Genomic DNA, 18,158 nt, shown 5'->3' with positions numbered 1-18,158 from the left:
GACGGGGGGATGCGCCGGGCTCAGACCCGGCCGACGAGCTCGAAGCCCGCCTCGTCCACGGCGGCGCGCATGGCCGCGTCGTCGAGCGGGGTCTCGGAGACCACGGTGACCTCGCCCGTGGCGGCGACGGCCTGCACGGAGGCGACGCCCGCGATCCCGGAGATCTCGCCGGAGACGGCGCCCTCGCAGTGGCCGCAGCTCATTCCGCTCACCTTGTAGACGGTGGTGACGGAGCCCTGGGTGGTGTCGGTCTGGGCGGTCATGTCGTTGCTCCTCGTCGGGGGACGTGCGTGGGCGGATGCCCGTGGTCCGGCCGGGACCACACGCCCCACCTTACCCCTAGGGGGTATAAAGGCGAGGTTCACCCCGTCACCTGCGCCCCCTCGCGGCGCGTCCGTGCCTCCGCCCACTCGTGATCCAGCACCGCCATCAGCACGTCGTCCACCCACTCGCCGCCGCGCAGGGCGGCCTCCCGCCGCACCCCCTCCACCACGAAACCGGCCTTCTCGTACACCCGCCGGGCCCGCGGGTTGTCGGCGTAGACCTCCAGCTGGACGCGGTGCAGGCCGACCTGTTCGAAGGCGTGCCCGACGACGAGCCGGGTCGCCTCGCTGCCCAGCCCCCGGCCGCGGCCCCGGGGCCCCATGAGGGTGCGGAAGGTGCAGCTGCGGGCCGACGGGTCCCACTCGTACAGGACGACCTCGCCGACGAGTTCGCCGGTGGCCCGGTCGGTGACGGCCAGGTCGAGCCGGTCGGGGTCGGCGGTGCGCACGCCGTACCAGGAGCGCAGCCGGTCGAGGGTGAGTTCGGTGCTCGGCTCGAAGGTGAACCGGACGACCTCGGGATCGTTGATGATCTCCCACATCACGTCGGCGTCCTCGGTGGTGAACGGCCGCAGGACGGTCTTGTCGCCGGTGAGCACGGGTTTCACGGAGAAGTCCATGCACGGCACTGTGCCCCACCCGCCGGTGGGGCACAGAACGGTTTTCCCTCGCTCCCGCCGCTATCTGTTGCGGTTGCGGGGGCGGGAGGCCACCCAGGCCCGGACCGTCTCCGCGTACCAGTACGGCTTTCCGCCCTCCACGTGGTCGGGCGGCGGCAGCAGCCCGTGCTTGCGGTACGACCGCACGGTGTCCGGCTGGACGCGGATGTGGGCCGCGATGTCCTTGTAGGACCAGAGCCTTCGGTCGGTCACTCGTTGCACCTCCCTGCGCGCGCCGCGGCGGCGGCCGGGGACGGCCGCCGGGGGGAGCCGGGCGCCGCGCTGGCGATCACCAAGCCTGTGCCGGGTGAACGACGCCGGGCGGAGGGCGGTCAGGGGACGTTCCCGGGTGTGACGGAAGCCCCGCGTGCGCGTGACATGTGTGACCCGGAGGGCGCATTTGTGACACGAGTGCCACACAGGCGTACGCCGTCGTTCAGGCGCGGCGCGTTGACTGCGGCGGTCGGCCGTGCTCCGTCGCACGCCCTCCGCGGCATGTCGTCCGAATGTCCGGACAAAACATTGACAGGCCGCACGCACGAGGCTAGAAACCGGGGAGACGCAAGGGCGGGCAAGAAGGGAACGCGATGGCGCACGACCCGATGGCACTCGGCCCGGTCGCCGGTTCCCCCACCGAACGCCTCCGGCGCGGGAAGGCGGCCTCGCCCTGGCAGGAGCGAGGCACGAGCGCCAACTCCCCGCTCGCACCGGCTCCGCGCCGGAGGTCCCCGCGTCGCGCTCCCGCGCGGGCCGCCCACACTGCCCCACGTGTCTACGCCGACACCCGAACCGCAGACACAGTGTCGGGCGCGCCCGCGGCGCCGGGCTGCTGGGATGGGGTCATGGCCGAGACCGCGACCCGACCGTCACCGGTCCCGGCCCCCGAGCTGCACGAGCAGCCCGAGCTGCACCAACGGCACGTCTGGACCCGTCGCCGCCATCTGTGAAGGAGTTCTCGGTCATGACGAACATCGTCAACCACTGGATCGGCGGCAAGACCGCCGAAGGCGCCTCGGGCACCTACGGGCCGGTGACGAACCCGGCGACCGGCGCGGTCACCACCAAGGTCGCCTTCGCCTCCGTCGACGAGGTGGACGCCGCGGTCGCCGCCGCCAAGGAGGCGTACCTGACCTGGGGTCAGTCCTCCCTGGCCCAGCGGACCTCCATCCTGTTCAAGTTCCGGGCGCTGCTGGACGCGCACCGCGACGAGATCGCCGAGCTGATCACCGCCGAGCACGGCAAGGTGCACTCCGACGCGCTCGGCGAGGTCGCCCGCGGCCTGGAGATCGTCGACCTGGCCTGCGGCATCACCGTCCAGCTCAAGGGCGAGCTGTCGACGCAGGTCGCCACCCGCGTCGACGTGTCCTCGATCCGGCAGCCGCTCGGCGTGGTCGCGGGCATCACGCCGTTCAACTTCCCGGCGATGGTGCCGCTGTGGATGTTCCCGATCGCCATCGCCTGCGGCAACACCTTCGTGCTCAAGCCGAGCGAGAAGGACCCCTCGGCCGCCGTGAAGCTCGCCGAACTGCTCTCCGAGGCCGGTCTGCCGGACGGCGTCTTCAACGTCGTGCACGGCGACAAGGTGGCCGTGGACCGCCTCCTGGAGCACCCGGACGTCAAGGCGGTCTCCTTCGTCGGCTCGACCCCGATCGCCCGCTACATCCACACCACCGCCTCCGCGAACGGCAAGCGCGTGCAGGCCCTCGGCGGCGCCAAGAACCACATGCTGGTGCTGCCGGACGCCGACCTCGACGCGGCGGCCGACGCGGCCGTCTCCGCGGCCTACGGCTCGGCCGGCGAGCGCTGCATGGCGATCTCCGCGGTCGTCGCGGTCGGCGCCGTCGGCGACGAGCTGGTGGAGAAGATCCGCGAGCGCGCCGAGAAGATCAAGATCGGTCCCGGCACCGACCCGTCCTCCGAGATGGGCCCGCTGATCACCAAGGCCCACCGCGACAAGGTCGCCTCCTACGTCGCGGGTGCGGCGGACGAGGGCTGCGAGGTCGTCCTGGACGGCACCGGCTACACGGTCGACGGCCACGAGGACGGCCACTGGATCGGCATCTCCCTGCTCGACCGGGTGCCGACCACCGCGAAGGCGTACCAGGACGAGATCTTCGGCCCCGTCCTGTGCGTGCTGCGCGCCGAGACGTATGAGGAGGGCGTGGCCCTCATCAACGCCTCGCCCTTCGGCAACGGCACCGCGATCTTCACCCGGGACGGCGGCGCGGCCCGCCGCTTCCAGCTGGAGATCGAGGCCGGCATGGTCGGTGTGAACGTGCCGATCCCGGTCCCCGTGGGCTACCACTCCTTCGGCGGCTGGAAGGACTCGCTCTTCGGCGACCACCACATCTACGGCAACGACGGCACGCACTTCTACACCCGCGGCAAGGTCGTCACCACCCGCTGGCCGGACCCGGCCGACGCCCCGGCGGGCGTGGACCTGGGCTTCCCGCGCAACCACTGAGACACGCGGTGCCTCGGTCCCGCTCCCGGCGGGACGGAGGCACCTCCGCGTCTTCTCAGCCCTGCTGCAGGCCGGCGTCCTTCACTTCCTGCGTGAGGTCGCCGACCTGGCCGGCGGGCGGGGCGACGATGTCCTTCGTGGCGCCCCACTTGTCGAAGTCCATGGTGACCGTCATGGCGCCGAAGTCCTGCTTCAGGCGCACCGGCAGGTCCTTGGCGCCCACCCAGATCTCCATGGTGATCGAGCCTTGGCCGGCGGCGGAGTTGAGCATGCTGTCGTCGCCCTTGAAGACCTCCTTGAACTTGCCGAGGTCCTGCTCGTCGAGCACCGCGCGGTAGTGGGTCGCCGGCTTGCCGTTGACGGTCTCCTTGCCGAGATCGTCGACGTCACTGGCGTACTTGAGGCCCTTCATGGAGTCCGCCGGGCTGCCCTCGCCGCCGCCACCGGCCATCGTGGCGGCGCCGGACTCGCCGAACACGGCCGAACCGTCGATCTTCATCCACTCCTTGCCCGCGAGCGGGCCGGCGGGCTGCGGGTCTATGTCGTAGTAGTAGGCGCCGTCCACGAAGAGGGTGCGCACGGTCGGCGAGTCCGTGAGCTCCTGCATCTGCGCGGCCTCGGTGTCCATCTCCACGTCGAGTGCGTAGCCGTCGCCCCAGGAGTAGGTGCCGTCCATGGCGATCGGCTCGCCGGTGCCCAGCTCGGTCGTCGTGCGGACCTCGGCGGAGCCCAGCTCCTCGGTGCGGTCGGTGGCCCGGCTGAGGGCCGCCATGATCGTGTCCGCCGTGTCCACGGCCTTGTCGGCCGTCTCCGCCGCCGTCTTCGCGCCCTCGGAGCCACACGCGGTGGCCATGACCATCGCGGCCGCCGTGAGCCCCACCCAGGCCGCGGTGTACTTCAGCTTCATGAGTCCCCACCCGTTGCTGCGTTCCTGTGATTCATCTGTGCGACGGACTGTACCGGGGGCCACCGACATGTCCGTATGCCGGATGTCGGCAGTCTTTTTGCCCTCCACGTTGCGGTTCCCGTACCGCCGCAAGAAGCGGAACCGGACTGCCTGTTCTGCCGTTTCGGCGATCAAGGAGGCCATTTGGGTGCGGATTTCGTAGGTAAACAACCATTGACGTGTTGGTTTTCGTCGGTGTTCCATGCAGCGCCGGGAGTGGACGAAACCAGTACGACCGAAGCCGCCGGAGGCGATAGCGCTCCCGTCCGAACCACCACCGCACGAGTCGATCGGAACCGCTCCATGACCGACACGCTCCGCCCCGTCGAGACCGCCGCCCCGTCCCCGGACGTCCCGGCACCCCCGGAGTCGAGGACACTCAAGCGTTCCATCGGGGTCGTCGGCGGCACCCTCCTGACGCTGTCGTGCGTGACCCCCGCCTCGACGCTGTTCGTGGTCGTCCCCGACCTCTTCGGCTCGCTCGGCACCGCCACCGCGCTGACCATCGCCATCGGCTCCCTGCTCTGCGTCGCGGTGGCGTTCTGCTACTCGGAGCTGGGCACGCTGGTCCCCAGCGCGGGCGGCGAGTACGCCATGGTGTCGACGATGGCCGGGCGGCTGGCGGGCTGGCTGGTCTTCGTGCTGTCCCTGCTGGTCGTCATGATCGTGCCCCCGGTCATCGCCATGGGCACGGCCGACTACCTCGAACCGGTCCTGCACCTGGACCCCTCGCTGGCGGGCGCCGGCGTGATGCTGCTCGCCACCCTCGCCGGGCTGCTCGACCTGCGCGCCAACGCCTGGATCACCGGCGTCTTCCTGGTCCTGGAGGTCATCGCCGCGGCCGTCGTCGCGGTGCTGGGCTTCGCCCACGCCGAGCGCGGACCCGGCAGCCTGGTGTCCATGGAGGTGGGCGGCACGGGCGGCGGTGCGGACCCCGTGACGGCCATGCTGGTCGTCTCCGGCCTCGCCATCGCCCTCTTCATCACCCAGGGCTTCTCCACCGCCGTCTACCTCTCCGAGGAGCTGGAGAACCCGCGCCGCAACGTCGCCCGCACGGTGCTGGCCACCCTCGCCATCTCCACGGTGATCATCCTGGTCCCGGTCGTCGCCATCACCTTCGGCGCCTCCGACCTGGCCGAGCTGACCGGCGGCGACATCGGCGCCATGGTCACCGCCTGGTCCGACTCCGCCGTCGGCACCTTCGTGAGCCTGTGCGTGGCGCTCGCCATCGTCAACGCGGGCATCGTCATGGTCATCCAGAACTCGCGCGTGCTGTTCGCCTCCGCCCGCGACAAGGCCTGGCCCGCCCCGGTCAACGGACTCTTCGCGAGGCTCGGCCGGTTCGGCTCCCCGTGGGTCGCCACCCTCGCCGTCGGCGTGCCGGGCGCCGTGCTGTGCTACGTCGACCTCGACACCCTGTACGGCGTCACCGGCGTCTCCGTGACCGGGATGTACCTGCTGGTCGCGGTCGCCGCCCTGCTGTCCCGGCGCGGCGCCCACCGGCACGCGCACGCGTGGCGCATGCCCCTGTGGCCGGCGGTGCCTCTCCTGCTGATCGCGGTCCTGGCCTACATCCTGACCCAGCAGGAGCCGAGCCACCTGCTGCTGACCGGCGGTATCGCAGCCGTCGCCACCCTCTACTGGGCCCTGTACCTGCGCCCGCGCCGCGACACCCGCTGGCTGGTGACGGTCCCGCAGGACGTCCACGAGCCCGCGGGGCCGTGAGGCCCCTTGCGGGCACGGTGACGCCCTGCGGGGAGCGTGAGCACCCGCGCAGACGGTGAGGCGCCGTGGGGCCGGTGCGGCCCCTGCGGGGGCCGCGACGCCCCGCCGGGCGCCGGGCGCCGGACGTGACACCCGCTGGGCGTGGCGGACCGCCGTGCGTGACACCCGCCGGACGTACACCCCGTCGTGCGTGCCCCCCGCCGGACGTGACGGACCGCGGGGCGTACACCCCGTCGTGCGTGCCCTCCGCCGGACGTGACGGACCGCGGGGCGTACACCCCGTCGTGCGTGCCCTCCGCCGGACGTGACGGACCGCGGGGCGTACACCCCGTCGTGCGTGCCCTCCGCCGGGCGTGACGCTCCGTCGGGCCGTGACCGCCCGCCGGGGCCCGGCCGGGCCTACCGCGCCCGTGGTACGCGCGAGCGGCCCCGTACTTCCGTGGGAGGGCCGCCGGTTCAGCCCCGGGGCGGCCCCCGTTGTCCGCGGCGGCCCGTACCGTTGACACATGGATCTTCGACTGCCCCGCGTGCGAGGGCTGCTACGGGGGCCGCGGCGGATGCTCTCCGCCGCGGCCGCCGTCGTCGTGCTCGCCGGTGCCGGGACGTGGACGGCCGTCGCCGGTGACGACCCGGCCCCGGTGCGGCGCGCCGACCGGACCGTGGCGGTGGGCGACGGCGTGCGCCTGGACACCTCGTACTTCACGGCGGGCCCCGGCGGCCGCCGCCCCGCCGTCCTGCTCGCGCACGGCTTCGGCGGCAGCAAGGACGACGTACGGGAGCAGGCCGAGGATCTGGCGCGGGACGGGTACGCGGTCCTGACCTGGTCGGCGCGCGGCTTCGGGAAGTCCACGGGGAAGATCGGGCTGAACGCACCGGACGGCGAGGTCGCCGACGTCTCCCGCCTGCTCGACTGGCTCGCCCGGCAGCCCCAGGTCGAGCTGGACGAGGACGGCGACCCCCGCGTGGGCATCGCGGGCGGCTCCTACGGCGGCGCGGTCGCGCTGCTCGCCGCCGGACACGACCCCCGGGTGGACGCCGTCGCCCCGGCCATCACGTACTGGAACCTGGCGGACGCGCTGTTCCCGAACGGCGTCTTCAAGAAGCTGTGGGCCGGCATCTTCGTCAACTCCGGCGGCGGCTGCGACCGGTTCGAGGCCGACCTGTGCCGCATGTACCAACGGGTCGCCGAGTCCGGCACGCCCGACGCCGAGGCCGTCAAGCTCCTCGAAGCGCGCAGCCCGCAGGCCGTGGGCGACCGCATCGACGTGCCCACCCTGCTCGTGCAGGGCCAGACCGACTCCCTCTTCCCGCTCGGCCAGGCCGACGCCGCGGCGAAGGCGATCCGGGCGAACGGCGCCCCCGTGGACGTCGACTGGATCGCGGGCGGGCACGACGGGGGCGACCTGGAGAACGACCGCGTCGAGGCCCGCGTCGGCGCCTGGTTCGACCGCTACCTCAAGGACGACGAGGGCGCCGACACCGGCCCGGCCTTCCGCGTCACCCGCACCGGGGGCGTCGACTCCACCGACGGACAGGCCCAGTTGCGGGGCGCGAGCGCCGACCGCTACCCGGGTCTGGCGAACGGACAGCGGTCCGTGGCCCTGCGCGGCCGCGAGCAGCGCGTCGACAACCCGGCCGGGGCCAACCCGCCCGCCGTCTCCGCCCTGCCCGGCATCGGCGGCGCCGGCGGGCTCTCCCAGCTCTCCTCGCTCGGCGTCGGGGTCTCGCTGGACTTCCCCGGCCAGTACGCCGCGTTCGAGTCCGCCCCGGTCGGCGACGACCTGCGGATCACCGGCTCGCCGACGGCCACCGTCCACGTCCGCTCCACCGCCGAGGACGCCGTCCTGTTCGCCAAGGTGTACGACGTCGGCCCCGGCGGCAGCTCGCCCGTGCTCCCGGCGCAGCTGGTGACCCCCCTGCGCGTCGAGGACGCCAAGGCGGGCAAGGACGTGACGGTGACCCTCCCGGCGATCGACCACGACGTGGAGAAGGGCCACCGCCTGCGCCTGGTCCTCGCCTCCACCGACCTCGGCTACGCCTCCCCGGCCGCCCCGGCGACGTACACCGTCTCCCTCAAGGGCGGCCTCGACGTCCCCACCGCCCCCGGCGTGACGACCGCCGCCGCCCCGCTGCCCGCGTGGGTGTGGTGGCTGCCGCTCGCCGGTGCCGCCGTCGCCCTGGTCCTGCTGTGGACCGGCCGCCGCCGCACCGCCGCGCCCGCGCCCGACCCGGCGCTCGCCGACGTCCCCCTGCAGATCACCGGCCTCGGCAAGCGCTACGCCGGGTCCGCCGAGCGGTACGCGGTGCGGGAGCTGTCCTTCCGCGTCGAGAAGGGGCAGGTGCTCGGCCTGCTCGGACCCAACGGCGCGGGCAAGACGACCACCCTGCGGATGCTGATGGGCCTGATCAAGCCGGACGACGGCGAGATCAGGGTCTTCGGCCACGCCATCCGGCCCGGCGCCCCGGTGCTGTCCCGGGTCGGCGCCTTCGTCGAGGGCGCCGGCTTCCTGCCGCACCTGTCCGGCCGGGAGAACCTGGAGCTGTACTGGCGGGCGACCGGCCGCCCGCCCGAGGACGCCCACCTGGACGAGGCACTGGAGATCGCCGGTCTCGGCGACGCGCTCGCCCGCGCGGTGCGCACCTACTCCCAGGGCATGCGCCAGCGGCTCGCCATCGCCCAGGCCATGCTCGGCCTGCCCGACCTCCTGATCCTCGACGAGCCGACCAACGGCCTGGACCCGCCGCAGATCCGCGAGATGCGCGAGGTGATGATCCGCTACGCGGCCGCCGGACGCACCGTGATCGTCTCCAGTCACCTGCTGGCCGAGGTCGAGCAGTCCTGCACCCACCTCGTGGTCATGGACCGGGGCCGGCTGGTCCAGGCGGGCCCGGTCGCCGAGATCATCGGCTCCGGCGACACCCTCCTGGTCGGCACCGGCCTGCCGGTGGACGAACCGCTCGTGGACAAGGTCGCGGCCCTGCCGGGCGTCGCCTCGGTCGTGCACACCGACGACGGGCTCCTGGTCCGCCTCGACCCCGGCGGCACCGCGCCCGGCCTGGTGGCCGAACTGGTCCGGCTGGAGATCCCCGTGGCGTCGGTCGGCCCGCACCGCCGCCTGGAGGACGCCTTCCTCACCCTGATCGGAGGTTCCGCATGAGCACGCCCACCAAGGCGGCGCCGACCGACCCGGGGCCCGGGGCGGCGTCCGCCGCCGAGACCGCGTACGGCTACCGCGCGGGCCGCACGCTGCCCCTGCGGGTGGAGCTGGTGCGCCAGCTCAAGCGGCGCCGCACCCTCGTCATGGGCGCGATCCTCGCCGTGCTGCCGTTCGTCCTCGTCGTCGCCTTCGCGATCGGCGGCGAGCCGGAGGGCCCCGGCGACCGCATCACCCTGATGGACACCGCCACCGCCTCCGGCGCCAACTTCGCCGCGGTCAACCTCTTCGTCTCGGCGGGCTTCCTGCTGGTCGTCCCGGTCGCCCTGTTCTGCGGGGACACCGTGGCCTCCGAGGCGAGCTGGTCCTCCCTGCGCTATCTGCTGGCCGCGCCGGTGCCGCGCGCCCGGCTGCTCGCCTCCAAGCTGGCCGTCGGGCTCGGCCTGAGCCTGGCCGCGATGGTGCTGCTGCCCCTGGTGGCGCTGGCGGTGGGCACGGTCGCCTACGGCTGGGGGCCGCTGGCCATCCCCACCGGCGGTTCGCTCGCGCCGGGCACGGCCGCGCAGCGCCTGGTGGTGGTCGTGGCGTACATCTTCGTGTCCCAACTGGTCACCGCCGCCCTCGCGTTCTGGCTGTCGACCCGGACCGACGCACCGCTCGGCGCGGTCGGCGGCGCCGTCGGCCTCACCATCGTCGGCAACGTCCTGGACGCCGTGACGGCGCTGGGCCACTGGCGCGACTTCCTGCCCGCGCACTGGCAGTTCGCCTGGGCGGACGCCGTCCAGCCCAACCCCGAGTGGTCGGGCATGATCCAGGGCACGGCGGTCTCGGTCACGTACGCGCTGGTGCTGTTCGCGCTGGCCTTCCGCGGTTTCGCCCGCAAGGACGTCGTGTCGTAGGTCAACGGAGGATCACCCACCGGTCTCGGCGGCCCGCTCCCGTGCCCGCTTCGAGACACAGCCGTAACACCCCGTGCCGCACGTTTCGCCCCGCCGCGCCGTCACAGTCACGTACACCGGCGCCGACGAAGCACAGGGGGACGGACGATGAACCGGTACGGGATCCACGGGGAGCGGGGGCGGCGCGGCACGACCGCACTGCTCGCGCTCGCCCTGGCGGGCGGGCTGCTGCTCACCGGCTGCGGAGGGGGGGACGACGCGTCGAACGGCGCGAAGGACACCACGACCGACTCGCGCGGCTCGGGGATGCCCGCCCCCGACGGCCCGCGCTACGACGGCGGCACGAGCACCGGCGGGGCGGGCGGGACCGGCGAGGGGGAGAAGGACGGCGACTCCCGCGGGGTCGCGCCCGACCCCGGCCACCTGTCCACCTTCGCCCTCGACGTCGACACCGCCTCCTACGGCTACGCCCGCCGCACCCTGGCCGAGGGCCGGCTGCCCGACCCGGCGACGGTCCGCCCCGAGGAGTTCGTCAACAGCTTCCGCCAGGACTACGAGCGCCCCGACGGCGACGGCTTCTCGGTGACCGTGGACGGCGCCCGCACCGCCGACGAGGACTGGTCGCTGGTCCGCGTCGGTCTGGCCACCCGCCCCGCCGAGCGGCAGGGCGAACGCCCGCCGGCCGCCCTGACCTTCGTCATCGACATCTCCGGCTCCATGGCCGAACCCGGCCGCCTCGACCTCGCCCAGGAGGCCCTGGGCACCATGACCGACCGGCTCCGGGACGACGACTCGGTGGCGATCGTCACCTTCAGCGACGAGGCCGAGACCGTCCTGCCCATGACCCGGCTCGGCGACCACCGCGGCCGCGTCCACGACGCGATCGACAGCCTGGAGCCGACGGACTCCACCAACCTCGGCGCGGGTGTGGAGACCGGCTACGAGACCGCCGTGGAGGGCCGCCGCGACGGCGCCACCAACCGCGTCGTCCTGGTCTCCGACGCCCTCGCCAACACCGGCGACACCGACGCGGACACCATCCTCGAACGCGTCGCCACCGAGCGCCGCGAGCACGGCATCACCCTCTTCGGCGTCGGCGTCGGCAGCGACTACGGCGACGCCCTGATGGAACGCCTCGCCGACAAGGGGGACGGCCACACCACCTACGTCTCCACCCCCGAGGACGCCCGCGAGGTCTTCTCCGAGCAGCTCCCGCGCCACATCGAGCTGACCGCCCGCGACGCCAAGGCCCAGGTCGCCTTCGACCCGGAGACCGTCGCCGAGTTCCGCCTGGTCGGCTACGACAACCGCCAGGTCGCCGACGAGGACTTCCGCGACGACCGGGTGGACGGCGGCGAGGTCGGCCCCGGCCACACGGTCACCGCCCTGTACGCCGTCCGCACCAGGCCCGGCGCCGACGGCCACCTCGCCACGGCCACCGTCCGCTGGCTCGACCCCGACAGCCGGGATCCGCACGAGGAGTCCGGCGCCGTGGAGACCGGTGCCCTCGACGACTCCGTCTGGGAGTCGGACCGCGGGCTGCGGGTCACGGCGACCGCGGCCTACTTCGCCGACGCGCTGCGGACCTCGGGCGGCGGCTACCGCGACGACCACGGCGACGGCGGCTCCCTGCCCGGGGCGCCCGGCCTGGCCGAACTGTCCGAGCGGGCCGACGGCCTGGCGGACCGCACGGAGGACGAGGACCTGCGCGACCTGGCCGACGCGATCGAGGAGGCGGACCGGCTCACCTGACCCGACGGGGCGGGTCCGCCCGGGCCCGCCCACCCGGGGCCTGCCCGTCCGGGGCCCGCCCACCCGGGCCCGCCCACCCGGGCCCGCCCATTGACGTTTCCTTACGCGTGAGTAAGTTTACTCCGAAGTAAGTTCGTGGCCGAGTACACGCGCCAGCGCATCAGTCCGATCCGCGACCGGGAGCCGTCATGGGCGTACGCAGGGACCTGAAACGGGCGAGCAGGCGGGGCGACCTGGCGTCCCGCACGAGGACCGAGACCGTCGCGGACGCGCACGGCACCGTCCGTGAGGCGCGCACCGCCGCCCTCGCGCCCCGCCCCACCGAGGGCAGCACCGCCGACATCCCGTTCACCAACGCGGCCGAGGCCCCCGACGCGGTGGTCCTGCGCCGCCAGGTGGACGGGGCCTGGCGGCCCGTCACCGCCGCGGAGTTCGCCCGCGAGGTCTCCGCCGTCGCCAAGGGCCTGATCGCGGCCGGCCTGGAACCCGGCGGCCGGGTCGCCGTCATGTCCCGTACCCGCTACGAGTGGACCGTCCTGGACTTCGCCGTCTGGGCGGCCGGCGGCCAGACCGTCCCCGTCTACGCCACCTCCTCCGCCGACCAGGTCGAATGGATCGTCCGCGACTCCGGCGCCCGGTACGCCGTCACCGAGACCGCCGCGAACACCGCCACCGTCCTGACCGGCACGGCCGGGCACCCCGAACGCCCGCGGGTCTGGGAACTGGACGCCGGAGCCCTCGCCGACCTCACCGCCCTCGGCCGGGGCGTGAGCGACGACGAGGTCACCAAGCGCCGCACCGCCCTCACCCCGGACACGGTCGCCACCGTCTGCTACACCTCGGGCACCACCGGCCGCCCCAAGGGCTGCGTCCTCACCCACGCCAACCTGCACGCCGAGGCCGCCAACACGGTCGAACTGCTGCACCCGATCTTCAAGGAGGTCACCGGCCAGCAGGCCTCGACCCTCCTCTTCCTGCCGCTCGCCCACATCCTGGGCCGCACCATCCAGATCTCCTGCCTGCTGGCCCGCATCGAGATCGGACACTTCCCGAGCATCAAACCCGACGAACTGCGCCCCGCGCTCAAGGCGTTCCGCCCGACCTTCCTGGTCGGTGTCCCGTACCTGTTCGAGAAGATCCACGACACCGGCCGGGCGACCGCCGAGAAGATCGGCCGCGGCGCCTCCTTCGAACGCGCCCACCGCCTCGCCGTCCGCTTCGGCGCCGCCCACCTGGAGCCCTTCCTGGGCCGCGGCAAGGGCCCCACCCTCGGCCTGTGGGCGGGCTGGGCCCTGTACGACCTGCTGGTCTACCGCCGGGTCCGCAAGGAGCTGGGCGGCCGGATGCGCTACGCCATCAGCGGCGGCTCCCCGCTGGGCAGCGACCTCAACCTGTTCTTCTACGCCGCCGGAATCATGGTCTACGAGGGCTACGGCCTGACCGAGACCACCGCCGCCGCCACCATCGTCCCGCCGCTGGGCCCCCGCCCCGGCACCGTCGGCCCGCCGGTCCCCGGCACCGCCGTGCGCATCGCGGACGACGGCGAGGTGCTGGTCAAGGGCGGCATCGTCTTCGGCTCCTACCGGAACAACCCCGAGGCCACCGACGCGGCCCTCACCGACGGCTGGTTCGCCACCGGCGACCTGGGCTCCCTCGACGCCGACGGCTACCTCACCATCACCGGCCGCAAGAAGGACCTCCTGGTCACCTCCGGCGGCAAGAACGTCTCCCCGGCCGTCCTGGAGGACCGCCTGCGCAGCCGCCCGCCCGTCGCCCAGTGCCTGGTCGTCGGCGACAACCGGCCCTTCGTCGCCGCGCTGATCACCCTGGACCCGGAGGCCGTCGCCCACTGGCTGGCGGTGCGGAAGCTGCCCGCCGACACGCCCCTCTCCGAGCTGGTGCGCGACGAAAGGATGCGCGCCGACGTCCAGAAGGCCGTCGACCACGCCAACGCGGCCGTCTCCCGGGCCGAGTCGATCCGGGCCTTCAGGCTGGTCGAGGGCGAGTTCACCGAGGAGAACGGGCTGCTGACCCCGTCCCTCAAGGTGAAGCGGCACGCGGCCGTCGCGGCGTACGCGGACGAGATCGAGGCGCTGTACGCGACGAGGCCGGGACGCTGATCCGCACCCGGGCGCGGTGCCCCGGGCATGCGAGAGGGGCGGGCCGCCGATGTCCTCGACGACCCGCCCCCGGCACGCTGTCAGCGCCCGCCGGCGTCAGCCCTCACCGTTGGAGGACAGGATCGAGACGTCCTCCAGCAGGTGGGCCAGCGCACCGTCACGCTTGGCCTGCGTGGAGTTCTCGGCGCACTGCTGGTTCATGTCGTCGCCCAGGACGTTGAGGTCCTGGATCGGCACGAGACCGATGACGCTGACCGGGATGTCGCTGACCGCGATGCACGGCTTGTTGAACGAGCCCTGGATGAGAGCCATCTGCGGGCTCATGTTGCCCGTGGTCATCGAGTTGCCGAAGTACTGCGCGGCGCCGTTCCCGTTGGCGGAGACGGGCCCGCTGTCGTCGCCGATCGCCATCGCCTGCGGTGCCGCGGCAGCGGAGGCGCCCATGACGGAGGCGGCGATCGCCGCGTAGGCAACTACCTTCTTGATCACTGGCCAGTCCTTTCTGAGGAAACCCCGTCCACCGGAGCGCTCTGGTCAACTCCATGAGTCCGGTCGGGTTTCTCCCGTTCACTCCGTCGGCGGACAACGGGAAATCTGTACGGGTCCGCGTTTCCCCCCGGGATTCCGGCGATTTCCGCGGTCTGGCCGGGATCCCGTGCGAGCCAACCGGGTGAACGCCCGCAACCAATCATCGTGCTCCGGGTTGATGAGGCCGTAGGACAGTGCGTCGCTACGACGAAAGGAACGCGAAGTGCTCAAGAAGGCAATGGTCGCCGCGGCGGCTGCCGCTTCTGTGATCGGCATGTCGGCTGCCGCCGCTCCCCAGGCCCTGGCCATCGGGGACGACAACGGGCCGGCCGTGGCCAACGGCAACGGCGCCACCTCGGCGTTCGGCAACTCCGCCACCGACGGCGACATGAGCCCCCAGCTGTCGCTGGTCGAGGGCACGCTGAACAAGCCGTGCCTCGGTGTCGAGGACGTCAACGTCGCCGTCATCAACCTCGTGCCGATCCAGGACATCAACGTCCTGGCGGACGACCTGAACCAGCAGTGCGCGGACAACTCCACGCAGGCCAAGCGGGACGGTGCCCTGTCGCACGTCCTGGAGGACCTGTCGGTGCTGTCGGCGAACGGCGAGGGCCGCTGAGACCGGTCCAGCCCGGTACGGGCGGCCCGCTGACTTCCGCGCGGGCCGCCCGGCCGTGAACGGGACGGGATTTCGCCGGGGAGCGGATCGACTTCGTCGCTCTCCTGGGGGAACGGCCGGACCGTGTCGTGAGGCATCCGAGTGAATTCCGGGGTGTCCCACGTTCGGTAGTTTCTCCGGCCGTCAATTCCTCGTTTGCAGGCTGCAGGTCATGGTGCGAGCCGTCAATGCTGTGCTCGCGCGGTTTCGGCCGTCATTCAGGCATGACCGCAGAGAAGGGAAAGTTCATGAAGAAGAGCGCTGCTGTCGTCGCGGGCGCGATCATGGCCCTCGGCATGGCCGCCCCGGCCTTCGCCGACGCCGGCGCCGAGGGTGCCGCCGTAGGCTCCCCGGGCGTCCTGTCCGGCAATGTCGTCCAGGTTCCCGTGCACGTTCCCGTCAACGTGTGCGGCAACAGCATCAACGTCGTTGGTCTGCTGAACCCGGCGTTCGGCAACAAGTGCGAGAACGACTGACGTCGTTCCGCACCGACCGGCTGCGTCAGGGCCGGCCCTGGCCAACTCGTTTGGTTCGGGGCCGGCCTTTTCCCCTTTCTGCAGCCCGTCCCCCCGGAGTGTTCTCCGGCCGTCTCTCATCTCTCATCTCTCCAAGCAGGAAGACAACCAGAGTGCGACAGACCCTGAGCAGGGGGATGGTCGCGGCAGCCGCCGCGACGGGCATCCTTTCCCTGTGCGGCAGCCCCGCCCTTGCCGACTCGCATGCGGACGGGACCGCCGGCAACTCGCCGGGCGCCGTGTCCGGCAACGCCCTCCAGGCCCCCGTCGACGTGCCCGTGAACCTCTGCGGCAACACCGTCGACGTGATCGCCGCCCTGAACCCGGCCTTCGGCAACGAGTGCGAGAACACCTCGGACGAGCCGGCCGAAGGCAAGGGCGACGGCGGGTACGGCGAGGACTCCTCGGACTCGTCATCGACCTCGGACTCGTCCTCGTCGTCCGGTTCCCACGCGGACGGCGCGACCGAGGGCTCGCCCGGCGTCGGTTCCGGCAACACCGCGCAGATTCCGGTCGACGTGCCGGTCAACCTCTGCGGCAACACCGTCGACGTGATCGCCGCGCTGAACCCGGTGTTCGGCAACAAGTGCGAGAACGAGGCGGAGGAGCCCCCGGGCTACGGCGAGGAGGAGCCGCCGCCCCCGACCACACCGCCCGGCTACGGTGAGGAGGAGCCCCCGCCGCCCACCGGTGAGGAAGAGCCCCCGCCGCCCGCCGGCGAGGAGGAGCCCCCGCCGCCCGCCGAGGAGGAGCACACCCCGCCGGCTCCGCAGACCGAGCAGCCGCCCGCCCTGGCCGAGACCGGCAGCGAGGGCACGCTGGGCGCCGCGGCCGCCGGTGCCGTGCTGATCGCGGGCGGAGCGATCCTCTACCGCAGGGGCCGGGCCCTCTCCGGCCGCTGACCCCGCCCCGTTCGTCCCGTCGCCCCCGGCGGCCCGCTCCACGGGCCGCCGGGGGCGAGGCGTTCGTGCGGCGGCCTCAGTGCCGGCCGGCCCGGTCCTCGTCCGGGCGGTCCGAGACACCGGTCCGGTCCGCGGCGGGTGCGGAGGCCTGGCGTACGACGCGGGCACGGGCCGGGGGCACGGTGTCCGGCCGGGCGTCGCGGCCCCGGCGCGCACGGTCCCGCAGCCGGACACCCACGTGGCGGCCCCACAGCGCCCACAGCGCCCGGCCCGGCGCCCGGTCGTCCCGGGCGTGCCAGGCCAGCTCGCGCCCCCCGTCCGCCTCGCGCGCCGGACGCAGGGCGCTCAGCGGGGCGTAGTTCTCCACCACGAACACCCGCCCCGGCCGCGGCGCCCCCTCCGGCAGCGGGCGGTGCGTCAGGTCCAGGTGCAGGGCCCGTACGACGTCCAGTCCCGCGGTGTCGGCGAACAGCCGGAACTGGGCACCGGGGCGCGGGTTGAAGTCGAGCAGGTGGTAGCGGCCCGTCGCGCCGCAGCGACGGAAGTCGAGGTCGAAGACGCCCCGGTAGCCCAGCTCGGCGGTGACCCGCTCGGCGAGCGCCCGCACCTGCGGGTTCGGCGCCCAGCGGCCCACCGCCGTCAGACCGGCGCCGCGCGGCCTGGCCCGGGTCTTGCGGCCGGGGCCGCCCGCCCGGACCGCGCCCGAGCGGTCGGCGTACCCGTGGAAGAACCAGTCCCGGTCGACGCCCGGCGGCAGGAACGCCTGGAGCAGCAGCCGGCTGCCCGCCTCCTCGGCCCGCAGGTACAGCTCCCCGGCCTCCCGCGCCGAGCGCACCAGCACCGTGCTGCGCAGCCCGCCGCCCGGCGGCACCAGCCAGGGCCGGCTCCACTTCGCCACCACCGGCAGGCCCAGCCGCCACGCCGCCCGGGCCGCCTCCGCCGCGCCGTCGGGGACCACGGTCTCGGGGTGCGGGAGGTCCAGGGAGGCGCACACGGCGGCCAGTTCGGCCTTGTCGGCCACGCGGGCGGGCAGGTCACCCGGCTGGTCGGGCAGCAGGTACGCGGGCGCCAGTTCCGCCCGCGCCCGGGCCACCGCCACGGCGCAGGCGTCGTCCATCGGAATCAGCACCGCGGGCCGGGCGATCCGCGCGGCGACGCGGCGCAGGACCGCCGTGATCTCGGCGGGCGACGCGCCGGGCGGCGGCGGGGTGTGCAGCCCGGTCACGTACCGGGAGGCGCGGACCGGACTGCGCCCGCAGTCGGCGACCACGTGCACGTCCACCCCCGCGCGGCCGAGCGAACGCACGGCGCCCAGCGTTCCGTGGTGAAAGGGATTCCGGTCCGTCCGCAGCACAACGGCGGGGACACGGGTGTCGAACAGCGACACGGGAAACTTCCTTCGTCTTCGGGCCCGGTTCTCGGACCGGTTCACCGGTGCGGGCGATCGGCGCACTCGAAAGCCGTAACGGCGGTGGCGTGATGGCGTCTCATATGACTGGGTGTCAGTAAGCA

The 18,158-nt window shown here is 73.3% G+C and carries 15 protein-coding genes; 9 read left to right on the top strand and 6 right to left on the bottom strand.

Going from position 1 to position 18,158, the window contains the following annotated elements; all coding sequences use genetic code 11:
- Positions 1-20 precede the first annotated feature (20 nt).
- The 3 genes from K7854_RS28265 to K7854_RS28255 form a co-directional block, all read right to left on the bottom strand.
- A complete protein-coding gene (locus tag K7854_RS28265; protein WP_226029377.1) occupies positions 21-263 on the bottom strand; it encodes a heavy-metal-associated domain-containing protein in 243 nt (80 codons plus the stop codon).
- 98 nt (positions 264-361) lie between these two features.
- Positions 362-943: a GNAT family N-acetyltransferase gene (locus K7854_RS28260; RefSeq protein WP_226029376.1), complete on the bottom strand. Its 582-nt coding sequence runs from the start codon at positions 941-943 to the stop codon at positions 362-364.
- A 60-nt stretch (positions 944-1,003) separates the two neighbouring features.
- Positions 1,004-1,195, bottom strand: a complete 192-nt coding sequence (locus K7854_RS28255; RefSeq protein ID WP_226029375.1) for a helix-turn-helix transcriptional regulator — start codon at positions 1,193-1,195, stop codon at positions 1,004-1,006.
- Between the two features lie 748 nt (positions 1,196-1,943).
- Between K7854_RS28255 and mmsA the strand changes: the two genes are divergently transcribed.
- Positions 1,944-3,446 carry a CoA-acylating methylmalonate-semialdehyde dehydrogenase gene (mmsA, locus tag K7854_RS28245; RefSeq protein WP_226029374.1) on the top strand — a complete coding sequence of 501 codons (1,503 nt, stop codon included), beginning with the start codon at positions 1,944-1,946 and terminating at the stop codon, positions 3,444-3,446.
- A gap of 55 nt (positions 3,447-3,501) precedes the next feature.
- Here the strand turns inward: mmsA and K7854_RS28240 are convergent, their stop codons facing one another.
- Positions 3,502-4,353 carry an SCO4651 family lipoprotein gene (locus tag K7854_RS28240; protein WP_226029373.1) on the bottom strand — a complete coding sequence of 284 codons (852 nt, stop codon included), beginning with the start codon at positions 4,351-4,353 and terminating at the stop codon, positions 3,502-3,504.
- A 342-nt stretch (positions 4,354-4,695) separates the two neighbouring features.
- Between K7854_RS28240 and K7854_RS28235 the strand changes: the two genes are divergently transcribed.
- From K7854_RS28235 to K7854_RS28215, 5 genes are all read left to right on the top strand, one after another.
- Positions 4,696-6,117: an APC family permease gene (locus tag K7854_RS28235; RefSeq protein WP_226029372.1), complete on the top strand. Its 1,422-nt coding sequence runs from the start codon at positions 4,696-4,698 to the stop codon at positions 6,115-6,117.
- A gap of 506 nt (positions 6,118-6,623) precedes the next feature.
- A complete protein-coding gene (locus tag K7854_RS28230) occupies positions 6,624-9,275 on the top strand; it encodes a CocE/NonD family hydrolase (RefSeq protein ID WP_226029371.1) in 2,652 nt (883 codons plus the stop codon).
- On the top strand, positions 9,272-10,171 hold the full coding sequence (locus K7854_RS28225; RefSeq protein WP_226029370.1) for an ABC transporter permease: 900 nt from the start codon (positions 9,272-9,274) through the stop codon (positions 10,169-10,171). The genes K7854_RS28230 and K7854_RS28225 overlap by 4 nt, the downstream gene beginning before the upstream one ends.
- Positions 10,172-10,318: 147 nt before the next feature.
- Positions 10,319-11,923, top strand: a complete 1,605-nt coding sequence (locus tag K7854_RS28220; RefSeq protein WP_226029369.1) for a vWA domain-containing protein — start codon at positions 10,319-10,321, stop codon at positions 11,921-11,923.
- A 188-nt stretch (positions 11,924-12,111) separates the two neighbouring features.
- Positions 12,112-14,043, top strand: a complete 1,932-nt coding sequence (locus K7854_RS28215; protein WP_226029368.1) for an AMP-dependent synthetase/ligase — start codon at positions 12,112-12,114, stop codon at positions 14,041-14,043.
- Positions 14,044-14,139: 96 nt separating this feature from the next.
- On the opposite strand, the gene rdlB is transcribed toward K7854_RS28215, so the two are convergent.
- Positions 14,140-14,532 carry a rodlin RdlB gene (gene rdlB / locus K7854_RS28210; protein WP_226029367.1) on the bottom strand — a complete coding sequence of 131 codons (393 nt, stop codon included), beginning with the start codon at positions 14,530-14,532 and terminating at the stop codon, positions 14,140-14,142.
- 262 nt (positions 14,533-14,794) lie between these two features.
- Here rdlB and rdlA point away from each other — a divergent pair, with 262 nt between their 5' ends.
- The 3 genes from rdlA (at position 14,795) to chpA (ending at position 16,646) form a co-directional block, all read left to right on the top strand.
- Positions 14,795-15,190: a rodlin RdlA gene (rdlA, locus tag K7854_RS28205; RefSeq protein ID WP_226029366.1), complete on the top strand. Its 396-nt coding sequence runs from the start codon at positions 14,795-14,797 to the stop codon at positions 15,188-15,190.
- A 287-nt stretch (positions 15,191-15,477) separates the two neighbouring features.
- The gene (gene chpD / locus K7854_RS28200; RefSeq protein WP_059300460.1) at positions 15,478-15,705 is read left to right on the top strand and encodes a chaplin ChpD; all 228 of its coding nucleotides are present in this window, start codon (positions 15,478-15,480) and stop codon (positions 15,703-15,705) included.
- A gap of 152 nt (positions 15,706-15,857) precedes the next feature.
- Positions 15,858-16,646: an LAXTG-anchored chaplin ChpA gene (chpA, locus tag K7854_RS28195; RefSeq protein ID WP_308112574.1), complete on the top strand. Its 789-nt coding sequence runs from the start codon at positions 15,858-15,860 to the stop codon at positions 16,644-16,646.
- 76 nt (positions 16,647-16,722) lie between these two features.
- Here the strand turns inward: chpA and K7854_RS28190 are convergent, their stop codons facing one another.
- Positions 16,723-18,033 carry a carboxylate--amine ligase gene (locus tag K7854_RS28190; RefSeq protein WP_226029364.1) on the bottom strand — a complete coding sequence of 437 codons (1,311 nt, stop codon included), beginning with the start codon at positions 18,031-18,033 and terminating at the stop codon, positions 16,723-16,725.
- Between the last annotated feature and the right edge of the window lie 125 nt (positions 18,034-18,158).

It is taken from the genome of Streptomyces hyderabadensis (genome assembly GCF_020404845.1).
Lineage (GTDB): Bacteria > Actinomycetota > Actinomycetes > Streptomycetales > Streptomycetaceae > Streptomyces > Streptomyces hyderabadensis.
The sequence above is the reverse complement of the archived record's forward strand: the minus strand, read 5'-3'. Positions and strand labels throughout refer to the sequence as shown.

Coding starts and splice junctions, on each gene's coding strand:
- K7854_RS28230 (WP_226029371.1), top strand. CDS start 6,624: ATGGATCTTCGACTGCCCCGCGTGCGAGGGCTGCTACGGGGGCCGCGG.
- K7854_RS28220 (WP_226029369.1), top strand. CDS start 10,319: ATGAACCGGTACGGGATCCACGGGGAGCGGGGGCGGCGCGGCACGACC.
- K7854_RS28235 (WP_226029372.1), top strand. CDS start 4,696: ATGACCGACACGCTCCGCCCCGTCGAGACCGCCGCCCCGTCCCCGGAC.
- K7854_RS28265 (WP_226029377.1), bottom strand. CDS start 263: ATGACCGCCCAGACCGACACCACCCAGGGCTCCGTCACCACCGTCTAC.
- K7854_RS28260 (WP_226029376.1), bottom strand. CDS start 943: ATGGACTTCTCCGTGAAACCCGTGCTCACCGGCGACAAGACCGTCCTG.
- mmsA (WP_226029374.1), top strand. CDS start 1,944: ATGACGAACATCGTCAACCACTGGATCGGCGGCAAGACCGCCGAAGGC.
- K7854_RS28215 (WP_226029368.1), top strand. CDS start 12,112: ATGGGCGTACGCAGGGACCTGAAACGGGCGAGCAGGCGGGGCGACCTG.
- K7854_RS28225 (WP_226029370.1), top strand. CDS start 9,272: ATGAGCACGCCCACCAAGGCGGCGCCGACCGACCCGGGGCCCGGGGCG.
- K7854_RS28240 (WP_226029373.1), bottom strand. CDS start 4,353: ATGAAGCTGAAGTACACCGCGGCCTGGGTGGGGCTCACGGCGGCCGCG.
- chpD (WP_059300460.1), top strand. CDS start 15,478: ATGAAGAAGAGCGCTGCTGTCGTCGCGGGCGCGATCATGGCCCTCGGC.